At 68.5% G+C, this 24,058-nt stretch carries 23 protein-coding genes; 6 read left to right on the plus strand and 17 right to left on the minus strand.

From position 1 onward, the window contains the following. Positions 1 to 69 precede the first annotated feature (69 nt). Positions 70 to 678, minus strand: coding sequence for a TetR/AcrR family transcriptional regulator (locus ACXAID_RS05155; protein WP_475021113.1), 609 nt, complete (start codon positions 676 to 678; stop codon positions 70 to 72). Positions 679 to 687: 9 nt separating this feature from the next. Beyond that, entirely contained in the window at positions 688 to 1,932 is a 1,245-nt protein-coding gene (locus ACXAID_RS05160) for an MFS transporter (RefSeq protein WP_475021114.1), read from the minus strand. Between the two features lie 161 nt (positions 1,933 to 2,093). Between ACXAID_RS05160 and ACXAID_RS05165 the strand changes: the two genes are divergently transcribed. Next, positions 2,094 to 3,269 (plus strand): 3-ketosteroid-9-alpha-monooxygenase, oxygenase component, encoded by a 1,176-nt coding sequence (locus ACXAID_RS05165; RefSeq protein WP_475021115.1) that lies wholly within the window; start codon positions 2,094 to 2,096, stop codon positions 3,267 to 3,269. Positions 3,270 to 3,310: 41 nt separating this feature from the next. Beyond that, a complete protein-coding gene (locus ACXAID_RS05170) occupies positions 3,311 to 3,727 on the plus strand; it encodes a hypothetical protein (RefSeq protein WP_475021165.1) in 417 nt (138 codons plus the stop codon). A gap of 24 nt (positions 3,728 to 3,751) precedes the next feature. Here ACXAID_RS05170 and ACXAID_RS05175 read toward each other — a convergent pair whose 3' ends face one another. The 4 genes from ACXAID_RS05175 to ACXAID_RS05190 are packed head-to-tail and all read right to left on the minus strand — an operon-like array spanning position 3,752 to position 7,414. Next, positions 3,752 to 4,297 carry a hypothetical protein gene (locus tag ACXAID_RS05175; protein WP_475021116.1) on the minus strand — a complete coding sequence of 182 codons (546 nt, stop codon included), beginning with the start codon at positions 4,295 to 4,297 and terminating at the stop codon, positions 3,752 to 3,754. A 46-nt stretch (positions 4,298 to 4,343) separates the two neighbouring features. Next, positions 4,344 to 5,489 (minus strand): sulfotransferase family protein, encoded by a 1,146-nt coding sequence (locus ACXAID_RS05180; protein ID WP_475021117.1) that lies wholly within the window; start codon positions 5,487 to 5,489, stop codon positions 4,344 to 4,346. Further along, positions 5,489 to 6,283 (minus strand): SDR family oxidoreductase, encoded by a 795-nt coding sequence (locus ACXAID_RS05185; protein WP_475021118.1) that lies wholly within the window; start codon positions 6,281 to 6,283, stop codon positions 5,489 to 5,491. The genes ACXAID_RS05180 and ACXAID_RS05185 overlap by 1 nt, the downstream gene beginning before the upstream one ends. A 3-nt stretch (positions 6,284 to 6,286) precedes the next feature. Continuing rightward, positions 6,287 to 7,414 carry a hypothetical protein gene (locus tag ACXAID_RS05190; RefSeq protein ID WP_475021119.1) on the minus strand — a complete coding sequence of 376 codons (1,128 nt, stop codon included), beginning with the start codon at positions 7,412 to 7,414 and terminating at the stop codon, positions 6,287 to 6,289. Positions 7,415 to 7,521: 107 nt separating this feature from the next. Here ACXAID_RS05190 and ACXAID_RS05195 point away from each other — a divergent pair, with 107 nt between their 5' ends. Then, positions 7,522 to 8,415 (plus strand): IclR family transcriptional regulator, encoded by an 894-nt coding sequence (locus ACXAID_RS05195; RefSeq protein ID WP_475021120.1) that lies wholly within the window; start codon positions 7,522 to 7,524, stop codon positions 8,413 to 8,415. Here ACXAID_RS05195 and ACXAID_RS05200 read toward each other — a convergent pair. The 6 genes from ACXAID_RS05200 to ACXAID_RS05225 all read right to left on the minus strand — a co-directional run bounded on the left by ACXAID_RS05200 (position 8,408) and on the right by ACXAID_RS05225 (position 14,254). Beyond that, positions 8,408 to 10,495 carry a RecQ family ATP-dependent DNA helicase gene (locus ACXAID_RS05200; protein ID WP_475021121.1) on the minus strand — a complete coding sequence of 696 codons (2,088 nt, stop codon included), beginning with the start codon at positions 10,493 to 10,495 and terminating at the stop codon, positions 8,408 to 8,410. The genes ACXAID_RS05195 and ACXAID_RS05200 overlap by 8 nt on opposite strands. Before the next feature lie 59 nt (positions 10,496 to 10,554). After that, positions 10,555 to 10,719 (minus strand): hypothetical protein, encoded by a 165-nt coding sequence (locus tag ACXAID_RS05205; protein ID WP_475021122.1) that lies wholly within the window; start codon positions 10,717 to 10,719, stop codon positions 10,555 to 10,557. 114 nt (positions 10,720 to 10,833) lie between these two features. Further along, positions 10,834 to 11,316, minus strand: coding sequence for a hemophore-related protein (locus ACXAID_RS05210; protein WP_475021123.1), 483 nt, complete (start codon positions 11,314 to 11,316; stop codon positions 10,834 to 10,836). A 119-nt stretch (positions 11,317 to 11,435) separates the two neighbouring features. Then, positions 11,436 to 12,443, minus strand: coding sequence for a 4-hydroxy-2-oxovalerate aldolase (dmpG, locus tag ACXAID_RS05215; protein ID WP_475021166.1), 1,008 nt, complete (start codon positions 12,441 to 12,443; stop codon positions 11,436 to 11,438). Between the two features lie 77 nt (positions 12,444 to 12,520). Next, the gene (locus ACXAID_RS05220; RefSeq protein ID WP_475021124.1) at positions 12,521 to 13,447 is read right to left on the minus strand and encodes an acetaldehyde dehydrogenase (acetylating); all 927 of its coding nucleotides are present in this window, start codon (positions 13,445 to 13,447) and stop codon (positions 12,521 to 12,523) included. Between the two features lie 21 nt (positions 13,448 to 13,468). Then, positions 13,469 to 14,254, minus strand: a complete 786-nt coding sequence (locus ACXAID_RS05225) for a 2-keto-4-pentenoate hydratase (RefSeq protein WP_475021125.1) — start codon at positions 14,252 to 14,254, stop codon at positions 13,469 to 13,471. Between the two features lie 72 nt (positions 14,255 to 14,326). On the opposite strand from ACXAID_RS05225, the gene kstD reads away from it, so the two are divergent. Next, on the plus strand, positions 14,327 to 16,009 hold the full coding sequence (kstD, locus tag ACXAID_RS05230; protein WP_475021126.1) for a 3-oxosteroid 1-dehydrogenase: 1,683 nt from the start codon (positions 14,327 to 14,329) through the stop codon (positions 16,007 to 16,009). Between the two features lie 3 nt (positions 16,010 to 16,012). Further along, entirely contained in the window at positions 16,013 to 16,873 is an 861-nt protein-coding gene (locus tag ACXAID_RS05235) for a MaoC/PaaZ C-terminal domain-containing protein (protein ID WP_475021127.1), read from the plus strand. A gap of 4 nt (positions 16,874 to 16,877) precedes the next feature. On the opposite strand, the gene ACXAID_RS05240 is transcribed toward ACXAID_RS05235, so the two are convergent. Both ACXAID_RS05240 and ACXAID_RS05245 read right to left on the minus strand, forming a co-directional pair. Beyond that, positions 16,878 to 17,387, minus strand: a complete 510-nt coding sequence (locus ACXAID_RS05240; protein ID WP_475021128.1) for a hypothetical protein — start codon at positions 17,385 to 17,387, stop codon at positions 16,878 to 16,880. A 138-nt stretch (positions 17,388 to 17,525) separates the two neighbouring features. Next, entirely contained in the window at positions 17,526 to 19,049 is a 1,524-nt protein-coding gene (locus ACXAID_RS05245) for a hypothetical protein (RefSeq protein ID WP_475021129.1), read from the minus strand. Positions 19,050 to 19,529: 480 nt separating this feature from the next. On the opposite strand from ACXAID_RS05245, the gene ACXAID_RS05250 reads away from it, so the two are divergent. After that, positions 19,530 to 20,399 carry an MPT63 family protein gene (locus tag ACXAID_RS05250; RefSeq protein ID WP_475021130.1) on the plus strand — a complete coding sequence of 290 codons (870 nt, stop codon included), beginning with the start codon at positions 19,530 to 19,532 and terminating at the stop codon, positions 20,397 to 20,399. Positions 20,400 to 20,466: 67 nt separating this feature from the next. On the opposite strand, the gene ACXAID_RS05255 is transcribed toward ACXAID_RS05250, so the two are convergent. From ACXAID_RS05255 to ACXAID_RS05265, 3 genes are all read right to left on the minus strand, one after another. Next, the gene (locus tag ACXAID_RS05255) at positions 20,467 to 21,942 is read right to left on the minus strand and encodes a hypothetical protein (protein ID WP_475021131.1); all 1,476 of its coding nucleotides are present in this window, start codon (positions 21,940 to 21,942) and stop codon (positions 20,467 to 20,469) included. A gap of 170 nt (positions 21,943 to 22,112) precedes the next feature. Continuing rightward, positions 22,113 to 22,832, minus strand: coding sequence for a hypothetical protein (locus tag ACXAID_RS05260; RefSeq protein ID WP_475021132.1), 720 nt, complete (start codon positions 22,830 to 22,832; stop codon positions 22,113 to 22,115). Between the two features lie 63 nt (positions 22,833 to 22,895). Then, positions 22,896 to 24,050, minus strand: a complete 1,155-nt coding sequence (locus ACXAID_RS05265) for a lipid-transfer protein (protein ID WP_475021167.1) — start codon at positions 24,048 to 24,050, stop codon at positions 22,896 to 22,898. Positions 24,051 to 24,058 lie beyond the last annotated feature (8 nt).

A 24,058-nucleotide genomic window follows, 5' to 3' on the forward strand; every position in this document is an offset into this window, starting at 1 on the left:
CGAACGCCGCGCGCGCCTGGAACTCAACGCCCAAGCCGAACGCGACCACCAAGCCTGGCTCGCAGCAACCTACGAACCGCCACCCTTCTGAACAGCTCGGCATCCACCCCACACCGCGTTCACCAGCGCGGCCACTCCGTCTTCGCCCAGCGGGGCCATCCCGAACATCAGCCGGTAGTAGGGCGGGGACACCAACGCATCCACGGCGACTTCGACGTCGGTGTCGGCCGGCAACTCCCCGGCGGACACGGCGTCGCGCAACGTCACCGCCACCGCGGCCCGGCGCGGCGTGATCCACTGCTCCATCAGCGCACGTTCGACCGCGGGATCGGATGCCGAGGCTGCGATCGCATTGCGTAGCAGCGGCCCGACGGCAGGGTCGGCGAGGATGCCGAACAACGCGCCGACGTGATGGATCAGCGCCTGCACCGTGGTGCTTCCGGGCGGGCGCACAATCGATTCGCGAACCTGGTCGAGCAGCCCCTCGAGCACGATCGCCGCCGCCGAGGGCCACCACTTGTAGATCGTCGTGCGGCTCACCTGGGCTCGTTTGGCGATCGCATCCACCGTGGTCGACGATCCGCCGTCGAGGGCGAGGTCCGCGGCCGCACGCAGGATCTTCTCGCGGACGGCCGCGCTGCGCGGACGGCCGCGCCGGACCGGTTGTCGGCTGGCCACCGGACCAGCCTATTGCCGGCCCTCGCGCAGCCCCACCCCCACCAGCACCAGGCACGCCAGCGCGGCCGGCGCTCCGAAGCCGAACATCACCGGATAGCTCATCAGATCCGGCCGGTGTCCGAACAGGAAGGCCAACGCAGCCGGCACGGCGAACCCGAGGTAGCTGACCGAGTAGAAGACGGCGGTCAGGCCGGCGAGATCGTCCGGGCCCGCCATCTGCTGGATCTCCTGCAGCCCGGCCAGCAACGCCATTCCGTAGCCCGCTCCCAGGACGGCGGCGGCCAGCAGGGCCGAGGCGATCGTCAGCACGGTGGCCGCCCAGGCGGCGGTCGCCATGCCGGCGGCCAGGAGCACCAGCGCCGTTCGCACGCCGCCACCCATCCGCCGGGCGAGGTGCTGGACGGTGAAGCCGACACCGAGGGTGACCACGCACAGCAGCCCGGAGAACGCGATGGGAGCCGCTGCGGCGCGTTCGGCCATCAACGCGGGCAGCACCGCGTAGGCCGACGCGCCGGCACCGAACACCCACGGTGCGACCGGGACGACGACGAGCAGGAAGCGGCGACGCAGGTGCGGCCGAATCGCCAGATCGGCCCGCACGTCCGTCCAACGCGGCCGGACAGGTGTGGGCCGCTGCCGCGTCTCGGGCACCGCGGTGAGCACCGCCGCGGCGGCCAGCGCCAGCACGACGTTGACCGCATAGGGCAGCACCGTCGGCGCCGGCGCCCATTGAGCCAGCGCGCCGGCCAGGCCGGCGCCGAGGCCGAAACCGGCGGTCAGGCTCATCGCCGCGCGCCGTGCTCCCCCTTCGCCGTCACCCCAGGGCGGACCGGACAGCTCCTTGAGCCAACTGCCGCCGACGGCCATGGCCAGACCGAGTGCCAGGCCGCTGAAGATCCGGCCGAGCGCCAGGGTGAGCGCGGAGTCCTGGCCGAGGGCCAGGATGGTCGATCCGGCCGCAGCCAGCAGCGGCGCCGGCAGCATCAGCGCTCGCCGGCCGAGCCGGTCGGACAGTGCGCCACCGATCAGCAGCGCGGGCACGATGCCCAGCACGTAGGCGAACAGCAGCAGGTCGACGGTCAGCGGCGAGAACGCGGGGTTGGCCCGGTACATGACCAGCAGCGGGGTGAACTCGTTGCCTCCCCAGGCGATGGCGAAGGTCGCCGCGGCGACCGCCTGCCAGGGATGGGCGCCGCGCCGGACGGCGGCAGGGCCGCCCGGGCGGGGCTGCCGGATCACTACATTACTGAACACTCTGTCCACTATAAATGGGGGTGTGGACGGGCGGACAGCGGGTATCCGGCCCGGTGAGGGTATTTGGTCACTTCTTGTGCAGGTGAGCGCGCATCGGATTGCGTCGCGACGGCGGAAAACTGTAACGTGTTCTAGTTAGAAGCCAAGAACGGGAGGCCCGAGTGAGCACCGAGTCAGCTACGGGAACCGCGAATATTCGCGAGATCGACACCGGCACTCTGCCCGACCGGTACGCCAGGGGCTGGCACTGCCTGGGCCCGGTCAAGAACTTCCGGGACGGTAAGCCGCACGGGGTCGAGATCTTCGGCACCAAGCTGGTCGTCTTCGCCGATTCCCAGGGGGAACTGCAGATCCTCGACGGATACTGCCGGCACATGGGCGGCAATCTCGCCCAGGGCGAGATCAAGGGCGACGAGGTCGCCTGCCCGTTCCACGACTGGCGCTGGGGCGGCGACGGCAAGTGCAAGCTGGTGCCCTACGCCAAGCGCACACCGCGCCTGGCCCGCACCCGGGCCTGGCACACCGACGTCCGCGGCGGCCTGCTGTTCGTCTGGAACGACCACGAGGGCAACCCTCCCCAGGAAGAGGTCCGCATCCCCGAGATCCCCGAGTGGGCCAGCGGCGAGTGGACCGACTGGAAGTGGAACACGATGCTCATCGAGGGCAGCAACTGCCGCGAGATCATCGACAACGTCACCGACATGGCGCACTTCTTCTACATCCACTTCGGGCTGCCGACGTACTTCAAGAACGTATTCGAGGGCCACATCGCCAGCCAGTACCTGCACAACGTCGGCCGGCCCGACGTCAACGACATGGGCACCGCCTACGGCGACGCCTCGCTGGACTCCGAGGCGAGCTACTTCGGCCCGTCGTTCATGATCAACTGGCTGCACAACAAGTACGGCGACTTCAAGGCCGAGTCGATCCTGATCAACTGCCACTACCCGGTGACCCAGGACTCGTTCGTGCTGCAGTGGGGCGTCATCGTCGAGAAGCCCAAGGGCCTGGACGACAAGACCACCGAGAAACTGGCGACCGCGTTCACCGACGGGGTCAGCAAGGGCTTCCTGCAGGACGTCGAGATCTGGAAGCACAAGACCCGCATCGACAACCCGCTACTGGTCGAGGAGGACGGCGCGGTCTACCAGATGCGGCGCTGGTACCAGCAGTTCTATGTCGACGTCGCCGATGTCACCCCGGAGATGACCGATCGGTTCGAGATGGAGGTCGACACCACCGTCGCCAACCAGAAATGGCAGGTCGAAGTCGAGGAGAACCTCAAGGCCCGCGACACCGAACAGGCCGACGAACCGTCCGAGGTGTCCCAGACGTGAGCCCGCGGCAGCCGCCCGACGTCGACCGGTTGGCCCGGTCGATGCTGCTGCTGCACGGCGGTCACGACGACGATCACGACCACGGCGGCCAGAACGGTGACGGCGGCGGAACCTGGCGCAAGGCACCCGATTTCGCCTCCGACCCGGACCGCGCGGCGGCGGTGGCCGAGAGCACGAGCCGGGACCGGGAGAGGTATCTGACCTCCGGGCTGGCCGACGTCGATTGCCGGCACTGCCACGTCTCGGTCCGGGTGAAGAAGCTCGGCCCGACCCACACCTCTGTGCAGTGGAGCACCGAGGCCACCCAGCGCTGCGCCTACTTCGCCGAGATCCGTGAAGCCGGCGGCGATCCCGCCCGGGAACGGGCCTGCCCGCGGTTGTCCGACAGCATCCGGCACGCCGTGGCCGAAGGATGCCTGGAGGAGTACTCCAGCGCTCCGTCACCGGGCGACGGCTGAGGCCCGAGGGGCCGCCGCCGAGGCTCAGTCCGGCCGGCAGTTGTCCGGCGCGTGCGCTCCGGCGACGACGAAGTCCGAGCATGTCATGAGCCGGTCGTTGCCATGACCGGCCAGGAATCCGACCAGCGCCACCACTGCGACCAGAACCACCACGCCGGCCTTCTGCCGCCGATGGGCGGGCGTGGTGAGCTCCGGATAGAAGAGTTCGAACAGCAGGCGCAACGTGAGCGGCACCGAAACCACGACGATCACGACGGCCACCCAGGCGAACACCGGCCGATCGAGCGCGTCGCTGGTCGACCCGTTCAGTAACACCGCCGCGAGCAGCCAGCCAAGCGGAGCCGACAGCGCCAGACCGGTCACCCAGTTGCCGACCGTGCCGAAGGGCCGGTAGACCACGGTGAGCGCGACCAGTATCGCCGAGGCCACCACGAGCGAGAAGATGTCGTCATAGAAGACCGTCCCGTAGGCGCCCAGGTTGAACGCCAGCGGCCAGGTGAGCAGCCCGACCAACAGGCTGGTCACCGCGACAGGCCCGGCGATGCCGAGTACCGGCGGCTGTTCGGCCATCTGCTCAGCGTTTCACACTGCGGCCGGCCCGTCGTGAAATCCCGCGCTACAGGCCCCTGAACCGCTCGGCCACCTGCTCGTCGGTCAGGCCGTAGTCGGTCAGCGAGTAGGTGTGTTTCGGCGCGCGGGGACCCTGTTTGCTCGCCTCGTCACTGGCCTGCATCGCCGCCCGCGCATCCCCGGTCATCGGGATCCCGAAGTGCCGGTAGATCGCCTCCACCGAGGCCACCGGGTCGGCGATCAGGTCGAAGTAGTCCATGTCGTAGAACTGGGCCGGGTCGTGTTGCGCGCGAACCCCGTTGAACCGCTCCAGCCCGCGTGACCAGGTCTCCAGGGAGTCCGCCCCGATCGTGTCGCCGACGAACACGTTCGACCATCCCTCGGTGGTGTGCTGGGCCAGCGAGCACATCGAGGCCATGATCGTCTCAGCCGGACGGTGGCACTGGATCACCAACGCATCGGGATAGGTCGCCAGCAGCGCGTCCAGTGCGAACAGGTGGCTGGGATTCTTGAGCACCCACCGCTTGTCGGTGTCGTTGAGCCCGATCAACTGCAGATTGCGCCGGTGGCGCCGGTACGGACGCGTCCAGTCCTGTTGGGCAAGCCACCGGGAGTAGGTCGGCACGTGGGCCAGCGTCTCGTAGGACACCGAGTGCAGCGATTGGCGCAGCAGCTGCCAGCACTCCTCGACCTCGTCGGCGGTCATGTAGTGCAGGCCGGTGTAGTCCGGATTCTCGTTGTGGGCCTTGGTGAACTGGGCATCGAGCTGGGCGAAAACCGGATTGTCCGCCCAGGTTTCGCGGGGCGGGCGCGGCTGCGGATACTCCGCGAGCCACAGCTCGAGCCCCTGATGGCGCGGATCGGCGGCCAGCAGCCGATGCAGCGCCGTCGTACCGGTCCGCGGCAGGCCGGTGACGAAGATCGGCCGTTCGATCGCCACGTCGGCGTGTTCGGGATACTGCTTGAACGCCGCCTCCGAGACCAACCGGGCGACCAGTGCGTTGCGCACGAAGAACCGGTTCATCTTGCTGCCGAACTCGGTCAGGTCGGCGTCTCTGGCGTAGGAGTCGAGCAGCACCGCGAGCGCTTCGCGGTAGTTGTCGTCATCGCTGCCGAAATCGTCGAGGCCGCAGGCCTTGGTGGCCGAGGCGTGCAGATCCTCGACGGTGCCCACATCGGTGCGCGCTGCCATCAGGCCTTGTACTCCCCGCAGTTGACGTCGAGAGCCTGGCCGGTGATGCCGCTGGAGAGGTCACTGGCCATGAACAGGATCGCCGAGGCGACCTCGTCCTCGGTGGGCAACCGTTTGAGGTCCGACGCCGCAGCGGTCGCCTTGTAGATCTCGTCGACCGTGGTGCCGTACTTGCCGGCCTGGTGGGTGAAGTAGCTCTCCAGGGTCCCGCCCCAGATGTAGCCCGGCAGAATGGAGTTCACCCGGATGCCCTGCTCACCGAGCTCGGTCGCCAGTGACTGCGACATCGCCAGCAGCGCCGACTTCGCCATCTTGTAGGCGCCGTACTTGGCCTGCGAGTGCCGCACCACCATCGAGTTCACGTTGACCACCGACCCGTTGGCCTCCGCCAGCGCGGGGGTGAATCCCTGGATCATCCGCAGGGCACCGAACACGGTCAGCTCGATGGCCTCGCGCATGTGCTCGAAGGTGGTGTTGGCCAACGGCTTCATCGACGGCACCCGGAAGGCGTTGTTGATCAGTACGTCGACCCTGCCGTAGGCCTCGAGCGTCTGGTCCACCAGGTTGGCCACCTGCGCCTCGTCGGTGATGTCGGTGCCCACCGACACCGCGCGCCGGCCCAGATCGGTGATCTGCTTGGCCACGTCGTCGAGGCGTTCCACGGTGCGGGCCGCCAGCACGAGATCCGCGCCGGCCTGCGCGCACCGGCGCGCGAGCGTGGTGCCCAGCGCCGGGCCGACACCACTGATGACCACGACCTTGCCGTCGAGAAGTCCCGCTCGTGTGCCGCTCATGACCTATCCCACCATCCTGTCGGCGATCTGCTTTTGGCGCAGCGCAATTCGCGCCCGCCAGTCCTGTTCGGAGATCTTGTTGGCCTCGTAGTAGGGCAGCGCGGCGGCCACCTTGTCGATGTCGAGCACCTCGACCGACGGGCCGTCGGCCGCGGTCATCTCGCGGGACAGACGTTGCCACCGGAACTGCAGGTAGCCCTTGCGGTGGCCGAGGGTCTCACACCAGTTGGCGACGCCAGGATTGGCGTCGGAGACGACGATGCGGATGTTGCCATCCGGATCGGGCTGGGCCTGGGTGCCGTTCAGCGAGGTCTGGTGGTTGATGTAGTCCAGCGAGATGTACCACAGGCTGCCCAGCTGAAATCCCATGTACGGGGCGTCGGACACCGGGACGGTGATGACCATCGCCTGGTCCGGGTTCAGGTCGAAGTGCCCGACCGACGAGTACTGGGTGGCCAGCCCACCGGGGGTCAGCCGCGGTGCGACCATCGTGTTGACCGGCAGGTTGTTGTAGAACCACTGCGGGAACTGCAGCCAGGTCTTGACCCGCTGGACGAGTTGTTTGGCGGCCACGGCGTAGCGCTTCTCGATCAGTTCCCTGGTCAGTGCCGGCGGGGCGGTGCCGGCGGTGTCGGTTCGCGCGACGCTGATGAAGCCGCGGCGCGCCGACCAGTCGTTGTACACCTCACGAACCAGCAGTTGCGACGGGCTGTTCGGGGTGATGCGCCACTCGAACGAGCCGTCGGCGGCGATGTCGAGTTCGCGGTCGTCGAACGCGGCCTGGCTGACCGGGACGTTGTCGTCGGTGTAGTCGCCGCCGAGCATCTGGAAGCTCAGGTCGGTGGTGGTGCCGCGCACCCCGGTGACCACGTACTCGTGGCCGGGCTGCACCCGGGTGCCGAAGTAGAGGGTGTCCGGGTTGTCCAGGCCCATCTTGGTGAACGGTCCGGTGCCGGACTGCATGAAGGGGTGGTCCCGGTCGTAGTCGAAGGCCAGATGGGTGCATGCCGAGATGCATCCGGCGAGGTATTGCAGCCCCTCGAGCAGGTCTGCCTCGGATTCGATGAACGGCGCGGCCGCGACGAGGCCCTCCGCCTCGGCGATGGCCTCTGCCAACGGCTGTGAGTACATGCGGCGAATGCCTCCACGGTTCAATATTGGACCGGACTGGTAGAGTTTCCGACCTGACACTAGAACGCGTTCTAGTGGGAGTCAACGTCGCTGAGAGGGCTGCGCAGATGAGCGGTCGGGCGTCACCACCGACACAGCGGGTCGTCGACCTGCTGGACTTCCTGGCGCGCCACCCGCACGACCGGTTCGGGATCTCCGAACTGGCCCGCCGGACCGGGCAGAGCAAGCCGACGTGTCTGGGCATCGCCGCCACGCTGGCCGAGTCGGGCTACCTCGTACGCGATGCGGTGGACAAGACCTACCGGCTCGGACCGTCGCTGATCTCGCTCGGCCACACCGCGCAGGAGTCGATGCGGGTCGGCCCGCCGGCCCGTGACGAGCTACGCAGACTGTCCGCCGAGTTCGAGATGACCGCCGCACTGTCGGCCGTCATCGACGACCGCATCACGGTGCTGGAACTGGTCGGCCCGCCCGGCGCCGACGCCGGCGTCCGGATCGGCCAGAGCTACCCGTTCGCTCCCCCGGTCGGCCTGATGTTCGTGCTGTGGGACGACGCCGCCCTGCGCGACTGGCTCGCACGGGAACCCACGGTCGGCCTGCGCACCGGGACCGACCGGCTCGACCTGGTGGTCGCCGAATGCCGGCAGACCGGGTATCTGGTGGAGCGGCTGACACCGGGCGGGCGACGGCTCTACGCGTTGATGGCCGGGGTGTCGGCCACTCTGCCCGACGAACTGCGCGCACTGCTGGGCGAACTCGTCTCCGACATCGGCGAGCGGGTGTACCTGCGCTCCGACGACGACCGGCAGGCCGATGTCCGCCACGACATCAGCGTGATCTCCGCCCCCGTCTACGACCACTACCGACGCCAGATCATGGTGGCGTCGCTGCATATCGGGCAACCGCTGGGCGACGGCGAGATCGACGCCCGGGCCCTCGCGGTGGTGGCGACAGCCGATGCGGTCACCGCGGCGCTGGGCGGTGTGAAGCCGGTCAGCTGACACTGGCCAAGGCGAACGGCAGCACCTCCGGAGCGCCGGCGGCCCGCACGGCGCGCGCGGCCATCGTCAACGTCCACCCGGTGTCGGTCATGTCGTCGACCAGCAGCACCGGCCCGTCGAACACACGATCCGGCGCCGCCCACGAGCCGTGCAGGGCGGCCACCCGGTAGGCCGAGTTGGCCGCGGTCACCGGCCTGCGCTGCGGCGCGTAGTGCAGCGTGCCCAGATCGGTGAGCCGCCCCAGCTCGGCCAGCCTGCGGGCCAACGACGAGATCAGCACCGGATGGGTGTCGGAGTCCATCGCCAGCACCGCGGTCGGGCGGGTGTCCCATTCCCACGACGCCAGCACCTTGACGGCCGCTGCGACCACATCGTCGGGCACCTCGGTGTCCTCGTCGCCGAGTAGCCGCCGCAGCCGGGCGCCCCAGCCCAGATCCGTCAGCCGGCCGATGACCCGCCCCGGCACGGGGCCGTCGGTGATCCGTCCGGACAGTTCGACCCCCAGCTTCGCCAGCCCGGACGGCCACTGCTTGCGCGGGCTGATCTCCACGCCGGGGCGCATCAACCGGTCCCGGGCGTCGGCGGCGGCCGCGGCGTCGACATCGCCGCCGAACCTGGTCCCGGTGCAGTTGTCGCAACGGCCGCATCGCTCCTCGGCCCCGAGCTCGGGGTCGTCGAGCTGGCGGCGCAGGAAGGCCATCCGGCAGTCGCCGGTCGCCTGGTAGTCGAGCATCGCCTGCTGCTCGCGCCGGCGCGCCTCCTCCAGCGTGCGGTAGCGCGGTTCGTCGTACTCCCACGGCACCCCGGTGCCGATCCAGCCGCCCTTGACCCGCTTGACCGCACCGTCGACGTCGAGCACCTTGAGCACCATCTCCAGCCGCGACCGGCCGAGGTCGACGAGCGGCTCGAGCGCCGGGGTGGATTGTGGCCGGTCCGGCTCGAGTGCGCCGATCACGCTGCGCACCATCGATTCCGACGGAAAGGCGACCGAGGAGAAGTACCGCCAGACATCCTGGTCCTCGCGGCCCGGCAGCAGCACCACCTCGGCGCTCGAGGTCGACCGGCCGGCGCGCCCGACCTGCTGGTAGTAGGCGATCGGCGACGACGGGGCGCCCAGATGCACGACGAAGCCGAGATCGGGCTTGTCGAAACCCATCCCGAGGGCAGACGTCGCGATCAGTGCTTTGACCCGATTGTCGAGCAGGTCGGACTCGAGCTGTTCGCGTTCAGCGGCCTCGGTGGCGCCGGTGTAGGAGGCGACCTGATGTCCGTGTTCGCGCAACAGCGCCGCCACATCGTGGGCCTGGGCGACGGTCAGCGTGTAGACGATCCCGGAACCCGGTAGCGCGTCGAGGTGGGTGGCCAGCCAGGCCGCCCGCTGGGCGGGGTTACCCGCCTGAACCACCGACAGCCGCAACGATTCCCGGTCCAGCCCGCCGCGCAGTACCAGCGTGTCTGCCCGGGTGTCGGTACCCCCGACGCCGAGCTGGGCGGCGACATCGGCGACCACGCGGTCGTTCGCGGTGGCGGTGGTGGCCAGCACCGGAACGTCGGAGCCCAGTTCGGCGACCAGGGCGCGGATGCGCCGGTAGTCGGGACGGAAGTCGTGGCCCCAGTCAGACACACAGTGCGCCTCGTCCACCACCACCAGCCCGGCGTCGCGGGCCAGTGCCGGCAGCACCTCGTCGCGGAAGTCCGGGTTGTTCAACCGCTCCGGGCTGACCAGCAGGACGTCCAGCTCACCACCGCGGACCCGATCGTGGATGTCCGACCAGTCCGCGACATTGCTCGAGTTGATGGTGGCTGCGTGCACCCCGGCGCGGTCGGCGGCGGCCACCTGATTGCGCATCAGTGCCAGCAGCGGCGAGACGATCACCGTCGCGCCGTGCCCGGCACCGCGCAACAGCTTGGCGGCGATGAAGTAGACCGCGGACTTCCCCCATCCGGTGCGCTGGACCACCAGTGCCCGGCGGCGCTGCACCACCAGGGCCTCGATGGCCGTCCACTGGTCGTCACGCAGCTGTGCTGTCGGGCCGACCAGCTGCTCGAGGATTTCCTGCGCCTGGGCTCGTGTCGCCATCAGCCCAGCATGCCCGTACCCGCTGACAGCGAATCAGCGCGGGAGCGGGTTGCGCATCGTCAACCGGCGTCGGTGGTCGTCGTGTAGTCGCTGGTGTATTCGTAGGCCGGTGCCGGCTCGAACCCGGCCACCGGGGCAATGATCGCCGCCGAGCCGAACGCGAGCAGGCCACCGGCGAACATGCCGAACAAGGTGCGTCGCACGGTCCTCACGGACGCGGTCATGACGGAACACTCCTCACGGTGTGCGATCGATTTCGGTCGTACACCGTGGCTAGCCCGTCGGGCCGTCGGTCAAACGCCGCCCAGGTCAGGAAGCCGGACGCCGTCAGCCGGTGCTCAGGACGGTGGTTCCACGCCCGCCGGGGTGCCTTCCTCGTTCTGGTCGAGGTTCGGAGTGTTGACGCCCGCCGCCGTCTGAGGCTCGGTCTGCCACACACCCCCGGCCACCAGGGTCGGCGTCACGTTGAAGCCGCACTGCTCGTTCAGGGTGCTCACCGGCTGGTGAATGGCCGCAAGATCATCTCTGGCCTGCGGGTTCTGCTCGAAGAACGAGTTGTAGGCGGCCTGGGCCTGATCCTGCGGCTGCGACGAGATACTGGACAGCTGCGAGTGGGTCGGCGGATTGGCGACCAGGTAGTCACCCTCTGCCGCGGTGGCGGCACTGACGGTCCGGGCCACATTCGCTGCCGAGCAGTCGGGCGCGGGGTCGGGCTGAGCGGTGGCTACCGGGGCCAGGATCGCCGCCGGGGCGAACACCAGCGCACCGCCGGCGAGCACGCTGACCAGGCTACGGCGAACGTTCGAAACAGACGCGGTCATGAAAACCCCCACTATCGACGACGTTGTCGACCTGTCGGTCGCACCCGACAGCGTATCGGCTTCGCGCGACGACCAAACGGGAATCGGCGCACGAGCGCACCGGTCAGATCAGGAGGCAGCTACGCCGACGCCGAATCCATCTCGCGCTTGATCTCCAGCGCGATGTCGATCAGCTGGTCTTCCTGACCGCCGATCAGCTTGCGTTGGCCGGCCCGGTGCAGCAGCTGGTGGGCGGGCACCCCGTAACGCTCCGACTGGCGGATGGCGTGCTTGAGGAAGCTCGAGTACACCCCCGAGTAACCCATGATCAGCGCGTTGCGGTCGAGTAGGCATTCGGCCGGCATCGCCGGGGCGACGACCTCCTCGGCGGCATCGGCGATGTCGAAGAAGTCGATGCCGGTCTTGACGCCGATCTTGTCGAACACCCCGATCAGCGCCTCGACCGGGGCGTTGCCGGCCCCGGCGCCGAACCGGCGGCACGAGCCGTCGATCTGCTTGGCACCCGCACGCACGGCCTCGATCGAATTGGCCACCCCGAGCCCGAGGTTCTCGTGGCCATGAAAGCCAACTTGAGCGTCGTCACCCAGTTCGGCGACCAAAGCCTGCACCCGGTCGCGCACCCCTTCGAGCACCAGTGCGCCGGCCGAATCGACCACATAGACGCACTGGCACCCGGCGTCGGCCATGATGCGCGCCTGGGCGGCCAGCTTCTCCGGGGGGATGGTGTGGCTCATCATCAGGAACCCGACCGTCTCCAGGCCGAGTTCGCGGGCCAGCCCGAAATGCTGGATCGACACATCGGCCTCGGTGCAGTGGGTGGCGATCCGGCAGATCGAGCCACCGTTGTTCTGCGCCTCTTTGATGTCCTCCTTGGTGCCCACGCCGGGCAGCATCAAGAAGGCGATCTTGGACTCCTTGGCCGTCTCCGCCGCCAGCTTGATCAGCTCCTGCTCCGGGGTCTTGGAGAACCCGTAGTTGAAGCTCGACCCGCCCAGGCCGTCGCCGTGGGTGACCTCGATGACGGGTACCCCGGCCGCGTCCAGTGCCGCGACGATGGCACCCACCTCGTCGGTGCTGAACTGGTGGCGTTTGTGGTGCGACCCGTCGCGCAGGGACGTGTCCGTCATCCGGACGTCCCAGATCGGGTTGAAGTAGACGCCGTCGACTCCGCCGATGCGCGATGCGCTGCGCTTCTCGGTGCCGCTCATGATTGGCCTCCTGTCGTCGAAAGGCTCGCTCCGGCCATCTTCTTGGCGATCTCCTCGCCCACCTTCGTGGCCGCGGCGGTCATGATGTCCAGGTTTCCAGCGTAGGGCGGCAGATAGTCACCCGCACCCTCCACTTCGATGAATGTCGTGACCAGCGCCTGACCGCCCGAGTTCATCGACGGATCATCGAACTGCGGATCGTTGAGCAACCGGTAGCCCGGCACGTAGGTCTGCACCTCGGCCACGACGTCGCGGATCGACTGTGCGATCGCGTCGCGGTCGGCGTCCTCGGGGATCGCGCAGAAGATCGTGTCGCGCATGATCATCGGCGGATCGGCCGGGTTGAGGATGATGATCGCCTTACCGCGCTTGGCGCCGCCGATGTTCTGCACGCCCGCGCTGGTGGTCTTGGTGAACTCGTCGATGTTGGCGCGGGTGCCCGGGCCGGCCGACGCCGACGACACCGACGCCACGATCTCCCCGTAGGGCACCTCGACCACCCGGGACACCGCGTGCACGATCGGGATGGTGGCCTGGCCACCGCAGGTCACCATGTTGACGTTGGGGGCATCCAGATGCTCGCGCAGATTCGCCGGGGGGATCACCCCCGGCCCGACCGCGGCCGGGGTCAGATCGATCGCCCGGATACCGGCCTCGGCGTAGCGGGGCGCGGCGTCGCGGTGCACGTAGGCGCTGGTCGCCTCGAACACCATGTCGGGCTTTTCGGACTGGTCCAACAACCAGTCCACTCCCTCGTGCGAGGTTTCCAGGCCGAGCTTGCGGGCCCGCGCCAACCCTTCGCTGTCCGGGTCGATGCCGATCATCCAGCGCGGCTCGAGCCACTCCGAACGCAGCAATTTGTAGAGCAGGTCGGTGCTGATGTTGCCCGAACCCACGATGGCGACTGAAGCCTTCTGGGACATGTGGTTTCCTACCTGTTCGACCTACTCGAAACTCAGTTCTACTGAACCCAACCCGCTGAACTCGGCGACGAAGTGACTGCCCGGAGGTGCATCTATCGCACGGGTGCACGAACCGGGAAGCACGATGTCGCCGGCCTTCAGCCGCACCCCGAAACTCTCCACCTTGCGGGCCAGCCAGGCGACCGCGGTGACCGGATTACCCAGCACCGCATCACTGCGCCCCTTGGCCACCACCTCGCCGTTGTTGGTCAGCACCGCGTCGATGTTCTTGACGTCGATGTCCTTGGGGGAAACCCGGGCCTGCCCGAGCACCCAGCCGGCCGAGGAGGCGTTGTCGGCGATTGTGTCGCAGAGCTTGATCTGCCAGTTGGTGATCCTGGTGTCGATCAGTTCGATCGACGGGGCGAAGGCGGCGGTCGCGGCCAGAACGTCGTCCTCGGTGCAGCCGGCGCCGGGCAGGTCGTCGGCCAGCACGAACCCGACCTCGACCTCCACCCGTGGGTAGAGGTAGTTGGCGCTGGGTACCGGGCGATCCTCGAAGACCTGCATCTCGTCGAGCAGGTGTCCGTAGTCGGGCTCGTCGACGTTCATCATCTTCTGCATAGCCTCCGAGGACAGCCCCACCTTGTGACCGATCACCCGCGCTCCGTCGGCAACCCGCGCTCGGATGTTGATCAACTGGATCTCGTAGGCATCGACGACGTCGATGTCGGGGTTGCCGTCGGTCAGCGGTGCGATCGGGACCCGGCTGCGCTCGGCCTGGGCGAGGTCGGCGGCGAGCTTCTGACGGACCTCATCACGGAGCATCTGATGAATTCCCCTCGTTTTTCTGACCGGGCCAGTTGTTAGCTGGCCGGGCAATTCTATAACGTGTTCTACATGACTGGACAGGTGTATGACGTCGTCGTGGTGGGAAGCGGCGCCGCAGGCATGGTCGCCGCACTCACCGCTGCCCACCAGGGACTCTCGACAGTAGTCGTTGAGAAGGCCCAGCACTATGGCGGTTCCACTGCGCGGTCAGGCGGCGGCGTGTGGATTCCGAACAACGAGGTGCTGCGGCGCGACGGCGTCAAGGACACCACCGACGCCGCCCGCACCTACCTGCACTCGATCATCGGCGACGTGGTGCCGGCCGACAAGATCGACACCTATCTGCAGCGCGGCCCGGAGATGCTGTCCTTCGTGCTGAAGCACTCACCGCTGAAGCTGTGCTGGGTGCCGAACTACTCGGACTACTACCCCGAGACCGCGGGCGGCAAGGCGTCGGGCCGCTCCGTCGAGCCCAAGCCGTTCAACGCCAAGAAGCTGGGCCCCGACCTCGACGGGCTCGAACCGCCCTACGGCAAGGTTCCCCTCAACGTCGTGGTGATGCAGCAGGACTATGTCCGCCTCAACCAGCTCAAGCGCCATCCGCGGGGGCTGCTGCGCAGCCTCAAGGTCGGCGCGCGCACGATGTGGGCCCAGGCGACCGGCAAGAACCTCGTCGGCATGGGCCGCGCGCTGATCGCGCCGCTGCGGATCGGTCTGCGTGAGGCCGGCGTGCCGGTCCTGCTCAACACCGCGATGACCAACCTGCATGTCGAGGACGGTGTCGTCCGCGGCATCTATGTGCGCAACACCGCCGACCCCGAATCCACTGAACCCCAGCTGATCCGGGCCCGGCGGGGGGTGATCCTGGGCAGCGGCGGATTCGAGCACAACGAACAGATGCGGGTGAAGTATCAGCGCGCACCCATCACCACCGAGTGGACCGTGGGTGCGGCCGCCAACACCGGTGACGGCATCCTGGCGGCCGAGAAGCTGGGTGCGGCACTGGACGTGATGGCCGATGCCTGGTGGGGCCCGACGGTTCCGCTGGTCGGGGCACCGTGGTTCGCATTGTCGGAGCGCAACTCCCCGGGGTCGATCATCGTGAACATGGCCGGGAAGCGCTTCATGAACGAGTCCATGCCCTACGTCGAGGCCTGTCACCACATGTACGGCGGGCAGTACGGACAGGGGCCCGGCCCCGGCGAGAACATCCCGGCCTGGCTGGTGTTCGACCAGCAGTACCGGGACCGCTACATCTTCGCCGGACTCCAGCCCGGACAACGCATCCCGAAGAAGTGGATGGAGTCCGGCGTGATCGTCAAGGCCGACACCCTCGACGAGCTGGCCGCCAAGACCGGCCTGCCGGTCGACGCCTTCGAGGCCACGGTTGAACGGTTCAACGGTTTCGCACGCTCCGGCACCGACCACGACTTCAAGCGCGGCGAGAGCGCCTACGACCGGTACTACGGGGACCCGACCAACAAACCCAACCCCAACCTCGGCGAGATCAGCCACGCACCGTTCTACGCGGCCAAGATGGTCCCCGGCGACCTGGGCACCAAAGGTGGGGTCGTCACCGACAACGACGGCCGGGCGCTGCGCGATGACGGCTCGGTGATCGACGGGCTCTATGCTGCGGGAAACGTCAGCGCACCGGTGATGGGCCACACCTATCCCGGTCCCGGCGGCACCATCGGGCCCGCGATGACGTTCGGTTACCTCGCTGCGCTACACCTCGCCCGGAAGGACTGAGCCATGCCCATCAACCTCGACGAGGCCATCGGCGCCGAACTCGATCCGGTCGAGTTCTCCTGGACCAGCAGCGACATCCAGCTCTACCACCTCGGCCTGGGCGCCGGAAGCGACCCGATGGACAAGCGTGAACTGCGCTACCTCGCCGATGACACCCCGCAGGTGCTGCCCACGTTCGGCAACGTCGCGCAGAGCTTTCACATGACCGAGCCGCCGGCGGTCCAGTTCCCCGGCATCGACATCGAGTTGTCCAAGGTGCTGCACGCCAGCGAGGCGGTGACGGTGCCGGGGCCCATCCCGCCGTCGGGTACCGGCATCGCAGTCACCCGGTTCACCGAGATCTGGGACAAAGGCAAGGCTGCGGTGATCTGGTCGGAGACGACGGTCAAAGACCCCGCGGGCACACTGCTGTGGACGCAGAAGCGCTCGATCTTCGCTCGCGGCGAGGGCGGTTTCGGCGGCGACCGCGGCCCGTCGAGCCAGTCCGCGGTTCTCGACCGCGCCCCCGATCTCGAGCTCGCGGTGCCCACCGCCCCGTCCCAGGCGTTGTTGTACCGGATGTGCGGCGACCGCAACCCGCTGCATTCGGATCCGGACTTCGCCGCGGCCGCGGGGTTCCCGCGTCCGATCCTGCACGGGTTGTGCACCTACGGAATGACCTGCAAGGTCCTGGTGGACACGCTGCTCGACGGGGACGTCAGCCAGCTGAAGTCATTCGGCGCCCGGATGGCGGGTGTGGTGTTCCCGGGCGAGACGCTCACGGTCAGCGTGTGGAAACTCGACGGCAGCTATGCGGCCACCGTCACCGCGCCCGACCGCGACAACGCGGTCGCGTTGTCGGGCGTCGAGTTCGTCCCAGCCTGACCTACTACTGCGTGCAGAGCTCGCTGATCCCGGCGGCCATACCCTGCGCGTCGTCGAGCCTGCCCAGCTGGGCGGGATCATTGGGGGGCGTGCCGGCGAGCTGGTTCATCCCGATGTAGCTGAGGTTTTCGGCGAACGAACGGACCTCGTCAGCGAGGTCGCTCGGCACGTCTCCGTAGAGTTGGGACAGCAGAAACTGGCCCCCGCCGAGCGCTGCCAGCCGCGCGTTGGCGGCCACCGTCTGCCTGGCCACCGGGTCGGGTCCGAGGTCGGCGTTGGTCTGCAACGACACCGCGCTGCGGACCAGATCGAACGCGCCGCACACGCGGGCCTTGGGGTCGGTGTCGGAGGCTTCCCCGGAAGAGGCCGACGAATCGGCCGGCTCTGCGGAATCCTCGGTGGCAGGAGTGCTCAGGAATGACCAGAGTGCGATACCGAGCGCCGCAACAGCGACGATCAACGCCGCCACGACGAGCTTGTTCGGGGCTGAGGAAGAAGTTTCTGAATCCGACACCGGGCGATCATAGCCGCACCGAGAGTCGGTGAGATCGCTCCCTCTTCAATGCTTTTGCTCTGGTGGTTCAGCCAGCGGGCGGAAAACGGATTCACCGGCACCGCAGACACGATGCCGGTGAATCCGTCCCTTGCCAGGTCAGTCCGAGTCGGAATCCGAATCGGAATCAGAATCCGAGCCCGAGTCAGAATCCGAGCCGGAAGCCGAATCCGAATCGCTCGAATCAGAATCGGAATCGGAATCCGAATCCGAATCCGAATCCGAATCGTCGGCAACCGAGCCGGAGCCCGAATCCGAGTCCGAATCGTCATCACCGTCGTCGACCGTCGGGGAGCCGTCCTCGCCGTCCTCGCCTTGCGAGCCGATCACGCCACGCACACCACCGGAGCCACCGGAGCCGCCTTCGGCCGCACCGCCGCCCTCGGTGAGGGCGTCACCACCGTCACCACCGTCACCGCCGTCGCCGATGGCAGTGCCGCCGCGACCACCGGAGCCACCGGAGCCACCAGTCGCGGCGCCGCTGCCGACGGGGCCACCCTCGTAGTCCGGGACGCCGCCGAACGCGTCACCGCCGTCGCCGCCGCTGCCGGCGTTACCCCAGGTCGTGACCCGGCCCGCACTGCCGCCGTCCCCGCCGTTGGCCTCGCCGTCGAGCGACACGGCCTCGCCGCCCTCGCCACCGCTGCCGGAGCCGCCGATGTGCGTGTTCCCGCCGTCGCCGCCGGTACCGCCCTGAGCCGTGGCCTCACCGAACGCCTCGCCGAGGCCACCGTCACCGCCGTCACCGGATGCGTTGACCCACGACTCACCGCCGTTACCTCCATCACCACCGTAGGCAGTGGTCAGCTCGGCCGAGGCTTCGCCCTCGCCGCCGTCACCACCGGCGCCGGCGTTGCCGAACCAGGTGCCGCCGCCGTTGCCGCCGGTGCCGCCGGTGGCGTTTCCGTCCGGAGAGTAGGCGTAGCCGCCGTCACCACCGTTGCCGGCAAACCCGCTCCAGCCACCGTCACCGCCATTGCCACCCCGGCCGCCCTGGGTGTCGTTGTATCCAATAGCCTCGCCACCGGTGCCGCCGTCCCCGCCGTTGCCGAACAGCGAACCACCGCCGCCGTTTCCACCTCGACCCGCCGCCGAGATCAGCTCGCCGGTCTCGTCGTCGTACACCGCGGCCGTGCCGTCACCACCACGACCGCCGCTGCCCCACCAGAAGCCGGCGTTCCCGCCGTCACCACCGTTGGCGCCATCGCCGCCGCTGCCCCAGAGGATTCCACCGTCACCACCGTTGCAGGCGCTGCCCTCGCAGTCCTCGGCGGCGTCGATGCCGTTGCCGATCAGCCACCCGCCGGGGCCGAAGATCGGCCGGATGATCCCGTTGGCGTCATCGGCCTCGAGCGGAAACGACTCCGAGGAGAATCCGGCCACCGCGTCGTTGAGTGCGTCGAAAACGGGCCGGTTGCTGCCCCCGTCGAGATTGAGCGCCAGGAAAAGAGAGTCCCCCTCGGCCTCTTCCGTGGAAGCGAGCTGCACCTCGAACTCCGCCGGAACTGCGGCGCCGTCGTCAGCCAGCATCACGGTCGCGATGCCGGCCATCGCCGCGCCAGTGACGCCGGCAGTGACTCCAGCCGCAAGATACGACCGGATGGCCGCAGTGCGTGCGCCCATGCGAGCGTGCTTTGCCATTGGTTAACCCCTTGTTCCATTTGCCCCGACACGCCGCAACGAGAACCGATGCAGCACCGGGTAGACAAGTACCACGGATCCGCCCGTCCGGCTACTTTTGCGCACGGTTGTATCCATTATTTGCCGAGATCCACTTCACACGGTCTGCAGCAACATGACCTGGGCCACCAATTCGCCGGGCGGAAGCGGCTACTTTGGCGTGGGCCGGCAGACCGCACGCGCCGGAGCGGGTGGCAGGCGAACATTGCCAGCCGGCCTGCGACAGGGGCCGCGGTTTGATCTTGAAGCAACCCTGTCGGCCATCATTTGCCATCATCGGTTGTCAATTCCACTTCTCGCTCGGCAGCGCCCACGGTGTGTGGCGTGCAGTGTTGCTGTATTCAGCCGCCCTGGCGCCTGCTACGTTGCTCGCGGGGGGGAGACAACCTCGCTGCTCGACTAAACGAAACAGGAGGACATCACGTGAAGACCAAGCCCGCACTGGCCGCGATCACCACCGCCGCCGCTGCGACAGTCGGCATCGCCGCAGCACCGGTCGCCTCAGCCGACACCGAAGTTCGGTACCTCGGCCAACAAGGCGAGCTCGTCAACGGCGACATCGAGCAAGGGTGGACCGTCGCTGGTCTGCAGCCCAGCACCGACACGATTCCGTATCCGGTTGCCGGAACCCTGTGGGAGGCGACCGCCATCGACGAGGCCATCTCGGGCACCGTCACACCGATCGTGTCCAATCTCAACGCACGCGCGGAGAATGGCCAGACCTACCGGGTGCTCTTCGGTGTCGCCACCCCGCAGGGCGTGAACCCGGCTACCCTGGCCGAGGGCGAGAAGACCATGGGCAAGATCTATTTCGACGTCATCGGGGAGGCGCCGGACAGCGTGGTCTACAACGCCGGCGGACCCGATCTGCTGCTCTGGGTGCAGGCACCACCGCCACCGCCGGCCCCGGCATCCACGGGGGGCTATAACGCGCCGGCGACGGCGGGCGTCGACACCATGCCGGCCGAGTCGGCCAGCCCGGAGGCACCGGCCGGCGAGGCCGAGGCGGCCGAATCGACCCCAGCTCCCGAGGCCACCGTGGCGCCCCAGCCCGCGGGCAGTTCGGGCACCCCACTGCCGGAGGGCAGTTCGGGGACACCCCTGCCGGAGGGCAGTTCGGGTACCCCCGTCCCTGCGGAAGCAGCCCCGGCGGGCACCCCGATCCCTGAGGGCGCGGCGACCGCCGAAGCCCCCACCGGCAGTTCCGGCACACCGCTGCCGGAAGGCCAGCAGGCCACACCACCGGCGACGGCGCCCGTGACGACCACCGTCGTCGCTCCGCCACCAGCCTGACCGGCAGCCGAGACGACGATTCACCGGCACCGCGGCCGCGGTGCCGGTGAATCGCGTTGCGGCTCAGTTACTCCGAGTCGGAATCGGAATCAGAACCCGAATCAGAATCGGAGTCGGAGTCGGAATCCGAGGCAGTGGACGCGGCGGACGCACCGCCCTGGGTTGCCGAGCCGTCGCTGCCGCTGTCCCCGCGGGAGCCGACCACGCCGCCCCGTCCACCGGAACCTCCGTCACCGCCCGTGGCGGTTCCGGTGCCACCGGTTTCGATGTCGGCGTCGCCGCCGTCACCGCCGTCGCCACCGTCACCGATGACAGCCCCGCCGGTCCCGCCGGAGCCGCCGCTGCCGCCGGTCGCATCGCCACTGCCGACCGGGCCACCGTCGTAGTCCGGCACCCCGCCATAGGCCTCGCCGCCGTCACCGCCGCCACCGGCGTTGCCCCACACCGAGACGCTGCCGCCGCTGCCGCCGTCACCGCCGGTCGCGTCACCGTCGAGGGTCACGGCTTCGCCGCCGTCACCGCCGCTGCCGGATCCGCCGACAATCGTGTGTCCGCCGGTGCCGCCGGTACCGCCCTGCGCGTCGGCATCTTCGTACGCCTCGCCGTAGCCGCCGGTGCCACCATTGCCAGCGGCGTTGAACTCGGAATGTCCGCCGTCGCCGCCGTTTCCGCCGGTAGCCGTCATGCCGTCGGCGTAGGCTTCGCCCTCGCCGCCCTCGCCGCCGGTACCGGCGTTACCGAAGAAGGTGTCGCCACCCGTGCCGCCGGCCCCACCGGTGGCATCGCCGTTCTCCGAGTACGCGTATCCGCCCAGGCCGCCGTCGCCGCCGAAGCCGCCCCAGCCGCCGTCTCCGCCGTTGCCACCGCGACCGCCCTGCGCGTCGTTCATCGAGGCGTCGTCACCGGTGAAGTCGTTCTCGTTGAAGTCCCAACCGCCTTCGCCGCCGTTTCCGCCGCGGCCGAACAGCGAGCCGCCGCCGCCGTTGCCGCCCCTACCCGCCGCCGAGACCTTCTCACCGGTCTCCGGGTCATAGCCCGCGTCCACGCCGTTGCCACCGTCGCCGCCGTCGCCCCACCAGAAGCCGGCGTAGCCGCCGCTACCGCCGTTGGCGCCGTTTCCACCGCTGCCGCCGAGAATTCCGCCGTTACCGCCGTTGCACGCGCTGCCTTCGCAGTCGTCTGCGGCGTCCAGGCCGTCACCGATCAACCAGCCACCGGGGCCGAAGATCGGACGGAAGATCCCGTTGGCGTCGTCGGCGGCCAACGGCAGAAAGTCGAACGAGAACCCGGCCACCGCGTCGTTGAGCACATCGGCGGGGCGGTTGCTGCCCCCGGTCAGGTTGAGTGCGAGGAAGAGGCTGTCCTCTTCTTCTTCGGTCGAGGCCAGCTGCACCTCGAGCTCGGACGGAACCGCGTTGCCGCCGGTCAGTATCAGCGTGCCGATGCCGGCCATCGCCGCCCCGGTGACACCCGCGGTGACCCCTGCTGTCAGGTAGGTCCGGATTCCGGCCGACCGAGCGCCCTTGCTTACGTGCTTTGCCATTCTTAACCCCCAGTTGGATGTGGTGCGGCGCGACCGAACGGAGGCGTTGCCCCATGCGCCCGCATCGAGGTCTATCACGAAATCGCTGAGCACAACTAATTTTGCTGAAATCTCTTGCCGGGCGATTCTTTCGGACCCTCGATACCCTGATCCAGAAAGGGTTTCGGCTGTCAGGAGTGCGATGACCACCATGAGTAGAGCTGCACCATGTTCGGTCCCTGAGGACCCGATTGGACTTTACTGACCATCAGTTGTGCGTCGGTGGTCCAGGCCACCGTGGAGGTGCTCTCGTCGAACCCGCACACCAGGGTGCCGGCCGGCTGCTGTGGTGTGGCGTTGCGCCGCCACGGTCCCGGAGACTGGATGTTGCCCGGGCAGTCCACCACCGACAACGAGTCGACCACGGCTTCGAAGGCCGAGTCGAGGGACTGCTCGTCACCGGTCATCGTGAACGTCGCCGACAGCGGCCCTCCGGGATCCGCGTTGCGTTCACAACTGACCTGAGCCAGCGCCCCTTGCGCCGGCACGACCGACTCGCACGCACCGGGCGGGTATCCCGGCGGTAGCAGGCCCATCAGGCGCTCTGCCGCCTCATCGGCGGTCTCGGACGGCGCGGCCGGGTCCGCCGACTCCGGCGCTTCGCCCGCGGTGGCGTTCCGGGGCTCTGCCGACGGCCAGAACAACCAGGCGAGCACGACCAGCCCGACCACCGCCACGGCTGCGGCCCCCACCAGCACGGCGGGCCGGCGGTTCTTGCGCATCGGCCGTGGGTTCACCGACAGCGGGGCGTCGAAGCGGCGCTCCTGCGCCGCACCGGCCGTCGGCGCCGACCTTCCGAGAGGCACCGGACCGGTGTCCTCGTCGTCGGGCCCTGGCTCGTGGGAGCTCACCGGGACAAGACTAGTGGTCGGTGCTCGCTGAACGTGCGAGCCACTCCTGCGCCGTGGCCGCGCTCAGCCGAGGATCAGGCCCGAGGTCGGTACACCGGTGCCGGCGGTGACGAGGACGTGCTCGACATCGGGCACCGGGTTCACCGATGTGCCCCGCAGCTGCCGGACCCCTTCGGCGATGCCGTTCATCCCGTGGATGTAGGCCTCGCCGAGCTGGCCGCCATGGGTGTTGATCGGCAGCCGGCCACCGAGCTCGATCGCTCCGTCGGCCACGTAGTCCTTGGCCTCACCCTTGCCGCAGAAGCCCAGTTCCTCGAGCTGGATCAGCGTGAACGGGGTGAAGTGGTCGTAGAGGATCGCGGTCTGGACATCTGCGGGCGTCAGGCCCGACTGCTCCCACAGCTGCCGGCCCACCAACCCCATCTCGGGCAGACCCAGCTCCGGGCGGTAGTAGCTGACCATCGAGTACTGGTCGGGGCTCGACCCCTGCGAAGCGGCCTCGATCACCGCGGGCCGGTGCTTGAGGTCCTTGGCGCGCTCCGGCGTGGTCACGACCAGCGCCACCCCACCGTCGGTCTCCTGGCAGCAGTCGAGCAGCCGCAGCGGCTCGGCGATCCACCGCGAGTTCTGGTGGTCTTCGATCGTGATCGGCTTGCCGTAGAAGTAGGCCTTCGGATTGTTCGCCGCGTGCCTGCGGTCAGCGACCGACACCGCACCGAAGTCCCTACTGGTCGCCCCGGACAGATGCATGTACCGCTGTGCGATCATCGCGACCTGCGCTGCAGGCGTTGACAATCCGTGCGGATAGGAGAAGGAGTTGTCCACCCCGGTGGAATCGGCGTTCTCGACCAGCCGCATCTGCACCTGCCCGAAGCGCATTCCCGAGCGCTCGTTGAAAGCGCGGTATGCCACAACACATTCCGCCACACCGGTGGCCACCGCGATCGCCGCCTGCTGGATGGTCGCGCACGCCGCGCCGCCGCCATGGTGGATCTTGGAGAAGAACTTGAGTTCACCGATCCCGGTGGCCCGCGCGACGGCGACCTCGGTGTTGGAATCCATGGTGAACGTGACCATGCCGTCGACGTCGGCGGGCGTCAGGCCCGCATCGTCGAGGGCATCGAGAACCGCCTCGGAGGCCAGGCGCAGCTCACTGCGGCCGGAGTTCTTCGAGAAGTCGGTGGCGCCGATCCCGACGATCGCGGCCTTGCCCGACAAGGTGCCGC

It is taken from the genome of Mycobacterium sp. ABE4_509 (assembly GCF_056160785.1).

What these genes read in the sequence shown, in the direction of transcription:
- ACXAID_RS05170 (WP_475021165.1), top strand. Translation starts at nt 3,311, where the DNA reads ATGCTGCTGCTGCACGGCGGTCACGACGACGATCACGACCACGGCGGC.
- ACXAID_RS05175 (WP_475021116.1), bottom strand. Translation starts at nt 4,297, where the DNA reads ATGGCCGAACAGCCGCCGGTACTCGGCATCGCCGGGCCTGTCGCGGTG.
- ACXAID_RS05180 (WP_475021117.1), bottom strand. Translation starts at nt 5,489, where the DNA reads ATGGCAGCGCGCACCGATGTGGGCACCGTCGAGGATCTGCACGCCTCG.
- ACXAID_RS05185 (WP_475021118.1), bottom strand. Translation starts at nt 6,283, where the DNA reads ATGAGCGGCACACGAGCGGGACTTCTCGACGGCAAGGTCGTGGTCATC.
- ACXAID_RS05190 (WP_475021119.1), bottom strand. Translation starts at nt 7,414, where the DNA reads ATGTACTCACAGCCGTTGGCAGAGGCCATCGCCGAGGCGGAGGGCCTC.
- ACXAID_RS05195 (WP_475021120.1), top strand. Translation starts at nt 7,522, where the DNA reads ATGAGCGGTCGGGCGTCACCACCGACACAGCGGGTCGTCGACCTGCTG.
- ACXAID_RS05200 (WP_475021121.1), bottom strand. Translation starts at nt 10,495, where the DNA reads ATGGCGACACGAGCCCAGGCGCAGGAAATCCTCGAGCAGCTGGTCGGC.
- ACXAID_RS05205 (WP_475021122.1), bottom strand. Translation starts at nt 10,719, where the DNA reads ATGACCGCGTCCGTGAGGACCGTGCGACGCACCTTGTTCGGCATGTTC.
- ACXAID_RS05210 (WP_475021123.1), bottom strand. Translation starts at nt 11,316, where the DNA reads ATGACCGCGTCTGTTTCGAACGTTCGCCGTAGCCTGGTCAGCGTGCTC.
- dmpG (WP_475021166.1), bottom strand. Translation starts at nt 12,443, where the DNA reads ATGACGGACACGTCCCTGCGCGACGGGTCGCACCACAAACGCCACCAG.
- ACXAID_RS05220 (WP_475021124.1), bottom strand. Translation starts at nt 13,447, where the DNA reads ATGTCCCAGAAGGCTTCAGTCGCCATCGTGGGTTCGGGCAACATCAGC.
- ACXAID_RS05225 (WP_475021125.1), bottom strand. Translation starts at nt 14,254, where the DNA reads ATGCTCCGTGATGAGGTCCGTCAGAAGCTCGCCGCCGACCTCGCCCAG.
- kstD (WP_475021126.1), top strand. Translation starts at nt 14,327, where the DNA reads ATGACTGGACAGGTGTATGACGTCGTCGTGGTGGGAAGCGGCGCCGCA.
- ACXAID_RS05235 (WP_475021127.1), top strand. Translation starts at nt 16,013, where the DNA reads ATGCCCATCAACCTCGACGAGGCCATCGGCGCCGAACTCGATCCGGTC.
- ACXAID_RS05245 (WP_475021129.1), bottom strand. Translation starts at nt 19,049, where the DNA reads ATGGGCGCACGCACTGCGGCCATCCGGTCGTATCTTGCGGCTGGAGTC.
- ACXAID_RS05255 (WP_475021131.1), bottom strand. Translation starts at nt 21,942, where the DNA reads ATGGCAAAGCACGTAAGCAAGGGCGCTCGGTCGGCCGGAATCCGGACC.